Source organism: Ruegeria sp. HKCCA0370 (assembly GCF_013033705.1).
Classification (GTDB): Bacteria; Pseudomonadota; Alphaproteobacteria; order Rhodobacterales; family Rhodobacteraceae; genus Ruegeria.
Genome location: NZ_WQEP01000026.1, coordinates 1 through 4,478 on the forward strand (window position 1 = coordinate 1; position 4,478 = coordinate 4,478).

Here is a 4,478-nt window from a genome sequence, read left to right on the forward strand (position 1 = left end):
ATGACCACACCGAAGCGCACGCCTCTCCACTCTTTGCACGTCGAGCTTGGCGGCAAGATGGTTGATTTTGCGGGTTGGGAGATGCCTGTTCAGTATCCTTTGGGGATCATGGGGGAGCATAAGCAGTGCCGGGAGAAGGCGGCGTTGTTTGATGTGTCTCACATGGGTCAGGTGATCCTGCGCGGTGAGAATGTGGGTGAGAAGCTGGAAGCTTTGTGCCCGCAGGCCTATGCGACGCTGAAGGAAGGCAAGGCGCGGTACGGGTTCTTTACGAACGCGGAAGGCGGGATCATGGATGATCTGATCGTGTCGAATGCTGGGGATCATTACTTTGTGGTGGTGAACGCGGCGCTGCGCCATCAGGACATTCCGCATATGCGTGAGCACCTTGAAGGCGTCGACGTGACCGAGATCTTCGACCGTGCGCTGGTTGCGGTCCAAGGTCCCAAGGCCGAGGATGTGGTGGGCGCACTCTGCCCTGCCGCCCGTGACCTGAAGTTCATGGAAACCACCCTGGCCGATATCATGGGCGTCGAATGCCGCATCTCGCGGCTGGGCTATACCGGCGAGGACGGGTACGAGATCTCGATCCCCGAGGACAAGGCGATCGAGATCACACGGGCCTTCCTGGCACATGAGGATTGCGAACCGGCTGGTCTGGGTGCGCGCGACAGCCTGCGGCTTGAGGCGGGGCTGTGCCTGTATGGCAATGACATCGACCAGAGCACCTCGCCGATTGAGGCCTCGTTGGCTTGGGCGATCCAGAAGCGCCGCAAGGAAGAAGGTGGTTTTCCGGGTGCGGAGCGTATCCAGCGCGAACTGGCCGAGGGCGCATCGCGCAAGCTGGTGGGCATCAAGCCCGACGGCCGCGCGCCGGCGCGTCAGGGCGTGGAAGTGCAATGCCTTGAGGGCAACAGCATCGGTCAGATCACCTCGGGCAGCTTTGGCCCGACGGTCGGTGGCCCGATCGCGATGGGCTATGTGTCCGCGGGCCATGGCGCGCCGGGCGAGAAGGTGAACCTGATCATCCGGGGCAAGGCGCAACCGGCGCAGATCGTGGCGCTGCCCTTCGTCAAACAGAATTACAAGCGTTGAAGTCAGGAGAGAGAAGCATGGCAACCTATTATTCCGAAGAGCATGAATGGCTGAGCGTCGAAGGCGACACCGCCACGCTGGGCATCACCAAACACGCGGCTGAACAGCTGGGTGAGGTGGTCTTCGTCGAGCAGCAGGAAGCGGGCGACGAGTTCGAGAAAGACGGCGAGATCGGCGTGATCGAATCCGTCAAGGCGGCCTCGGAACTCTATGCACCGGTCGATGGTGAGATCGTCGAGGTGAACGAGGCGCTGGCCGACAATCCCGGCGCGCTGAACGAAGACCCCGAAGGCGAGGCCTGGATCTACAAGATCAAGATCAGTGACGCGTCGCAGCTCGAGGATCTGATGGACGAAGCCGGCTACAAGGCCTTCATCGGGTAAACCCGAACGGAGTCCCGGCATGGGGCTCCATCGAATTAATTGATGCCGCCGAATTTGGGCCCCGCCCTTCATCTGGCAAGAAATATCCCCGCCGGAGGCTCCCGCAGTCTCCGCCGGCCCTGACCTATCCATGGGAGCGCTGCAATGGCCTTCAAACTGACCGATTACGAAGCCTATGATTTTGCCAACCGCCGCCATATCGGTCCCAGCCCGACCGAGATGCGTGACATGCTCAAGGTGATCGGCTTCAAGACGCTGGACGAACTGATCGACGCCACCGTCCCCCCGGCGATCCGGCAGAAACAGCCGCTGGACTGGGGTCCGGCGATGACGGAACGCGATGCGCTTTTCCACATGAAACAGGTGGCGGGGAAGAACAAGGTTCTGACCTCGCTGATCGGTCAGGGCTATTACGGCACCACCACGCCTGCGCCGATCCTGCGCAACATCCTGGAAAACCCGGCCTGGTACACCGCCTACACGCCCTATCAGCCCGAGATCAGCCAGGGCCGCCTTGAGGCGCTGTTGAACTTCCAGACCATGGTCAGCGACCTGACCGGGCTCGATGTGGCCAACGCATCGCTGCTGGACGAAGCCACAGCCGCCGCCGAAGCCATGGCGATGGCCAAGCGCGGCGGCCGGTCCAAGGCCAACAACGCGGCCTTCTTCGTTGACAAGAACTGCCACCCGCAGACCATCGCGGTGATCAAGACCCGGGCCGAGCCTCTGGGCATCGACGTGCAGGTCGCCGACCCGGATCAGCTGGACGCGGGCGCGGTATTCGGCGCGATCTTCCAGTATCCAGGCACCTATGGCCATGTGCGCGACTTCACCGCCGAGATCGCGGCGCTGCATGAACACAAGGCCATCGCCATCGTCGCCGCCGACATCCTGTCGCTGGCGCTGCTGAAGTCACCGGGCGAGATGGGCGCGGACATTGCCATCGGCTCGACCCAGCGCTTTGGCGTGCCGATGGGCTATGGCGGCCCGCACGCCGCCTACATGGCCACCACCGACAAGCTGAAGCGATCCATGCCGGGCCGGATCATCGGTGTGTCCATCGACAGCCGCGGCAACAAGGCCTACCGCCTGTCGTTGCAGACCCGCGAGCAGCATATCCGCCGCGAGAAGGCGAATTCGAACGTCTGCACCGCGCAGGCGCTGCTGGCGGTGATTGCCTCGATGTATGCGGTCTATCACGGCCCCGACGGCATCAAGGCGATCGCGCAATCGGTGCACCGCAAGACCTCGCGCCTGGCCGCCGGCCTGGAAGAGGCGGGCTTTGCCGTGGAACCGGAAGTGTTCTTCGACACCATCACGGTCGAGGTCGGCCACCTGCAGAAGACGGTGATGGAGGCCGCCGTGGCGCGCGGCGTCAACCTGCGCAAGGTGGGCGAGACCCGCGTCGGCATCAGCCTGGACGAACAGACCCGCCCCGAGACGATCGAGGCGGTCTGGGGCGCCTTCGGCATCGACCGCAAGGATGACAGCTCGAACAAGCAATACCGCCTGCCGGATTATGCGCTGCGTGAAAGCGCCTATCTGACCCACCCGATCTTCCATCAGAACCGGGCCGAGGCCGAGATCACCCGCTATATGCGTCGTCTGGCCGACCGTGACCTGGCGCTGGACCGGGCGATGATCCCGCTGGGATCGTGCACCATGAAGCTGAACGCCACGATCGAGATGATCCCGGTCACCTGGCCCGAGTTCAGCAACCTGCACCCGTTCTGCCCGGAAGATCAGGCGCAGGGCTATCACGAGATGATCGCCGATCTGAACGACAAGCTGTGCCAGATCACCGGCTATGACGCGATCTCCCAGCAGCCCAACTCGGGCGCGCAGGGCGAATATGCGGGTCTCTTGACCATCCGCAACTATCACTTTGCGCGCGGCGAAGGGCACCGCAATGTCTGCCTGATCCCGACCTCGGCCCATGGCACCAACCCGGCCTCGGCGCAGATGGTGGGCTGGCAGGTCGTGCCGGTGCAGGCGGATGACAAGGGCAATATCGATGTCGCCGACTTCCGCGCCAAGGCGGAAAAGCACTCGGATCATCTGGCCGCCTGCATGATCACCTACCCGTCGACCCATGGCGTGTTCGAGACCACCGTGCAGGAGGTCTGCCAGATCACCCATGATCACGGCGGTCAGGTCTATATCGACGGCGCCAACATGAACGCCATGGTGGGCCTGTCGCGCCCCGGCGATATCGGCGGCGATGTCAGCCACCTGAACCTGCACAAGACCTTCTGCATCCCGCATGGCGGCGGCGGCCCCGGCATGGGTCCGATCGGCGTCAAGGCGCATCTGGCCGAGCACCTGCCCGGGCACCCGGAATACGGCACCGCCGTGGGTCCGGTCTCGGCGGCGCCCTTCGGCTCGCCCTCGATCCTGCCCGTATCCTGGGCCTATGTGCTGCTGATGGGCGGCGCGGGTCTGACCCAGGCGACCAAGGTGGCGATCCTGAACGCCAACTACATCGCGGCGCGGCTCAAGGATGCCTATCCGATCCTCTACACCTCGGAAACGGGGCGTGTGGCGCATGAATGCATCCTCGACACCCGTCCGCTGGACGCCGAGGCGCATGTCACCGTCGATGACGTAGCCAAGCGCCTGATCGATTCAGGCTTCCACGCGCCCACCATGAGCTGGCCGGTGGCCGGAACCCTGATGGTGGAGCCCACGGAATCGGAACCCATGGCCGAGCTCGACCGCTTCTGCGACGCCATGCTCTCGATCCGCTCGGAAGCGCAGGACATCATCGACGGCAAGATCGACGCGGAAAACAACCCGCTGAAAAACGCCCCCCACACGGTGCGCGATCTGGTCGGCGACTGGGACCGCCCCTACACCCGCGAACAAGCCTGCTTCCCGCCGGGTTCCATGGGCGTCGACAAATACTGGTCCCCCGTCAACCGCGTCGACAACGCATATGGTGACAGAAACCTCGTCTGCACATGCCCCCCAATGGACGCATACGAAGACGCCGCGGAATAG

The 4,478-nt window shown here is 63.6% G+C and carries 3 protein-coding genes; all 3 read left to right on the forward strand.

Annotation, left to right across the window (positions count from 1 at the left end; all coding sequences use genetic code 11):
- The 3 genes from gcvT (at position 1) to gcvP (ending at position 4,478) form a co-directional block, all read left to right on the forward strand.
- On the forward strand, positions 1 to 1,095 hold the full coding sequence (gcvT, locus tag GOW31_RS21740; protein ID WP_171172786.1) for a glycine cleavage system aminomethyltransferase GcvT: 1,095 nt from the start codon (positions 1 to 3) through the stop codon (positions 1,093 to 1,095).
- A 17-nt stretch (positions 1,096 to 1,112) separates the two neighbouring features.
- On the forward strand, positions 1,113 to 1,478 hold the full coding sequence (gene gcvH, locus GOW31_RS21745) for a glycine cleavage system protein GcvH (protein WP_152459336.1): 366 nt from the start codon (positions 1,113 to 1,115) through the stop codon (positions 1,476 to 1,478).
- Between the two features lie 144 nt (positions 1,479 to 1,622).
- Positions 1,623 to 4,478, forward strand: a complete 2,856-nt coding sequence (gene gcvP / locus GOW31_RS21750) for an aminomethyl-transferring glycine dehydrogenase (protein WP_171172787.1) — start codon at positions 1,623 to 1,625, stop codon at positions 4,476 to 4,478.

Coding starts and splice junctions, on each gene's coding strand:
- gcvT (WP_171172786.1), top strand. CDS start 1: ATGACCACACCGAAGCGCACGCCTCTCCACTCTTTGCACGTCGAGCTT.
- gcvH (WP_152459336.1), top strand. CDS start 1,113: ATGGCAACCTATTATTCCGAAGAGCATGAATGGCTGAGCGTCGAAGGC.
- gcvP (WP_171172787.1), top strand. CDS start 1,623: ATGGCCTTCAAACTGACCGATTACGAAGCCTATGATTTTGCCAACCGC.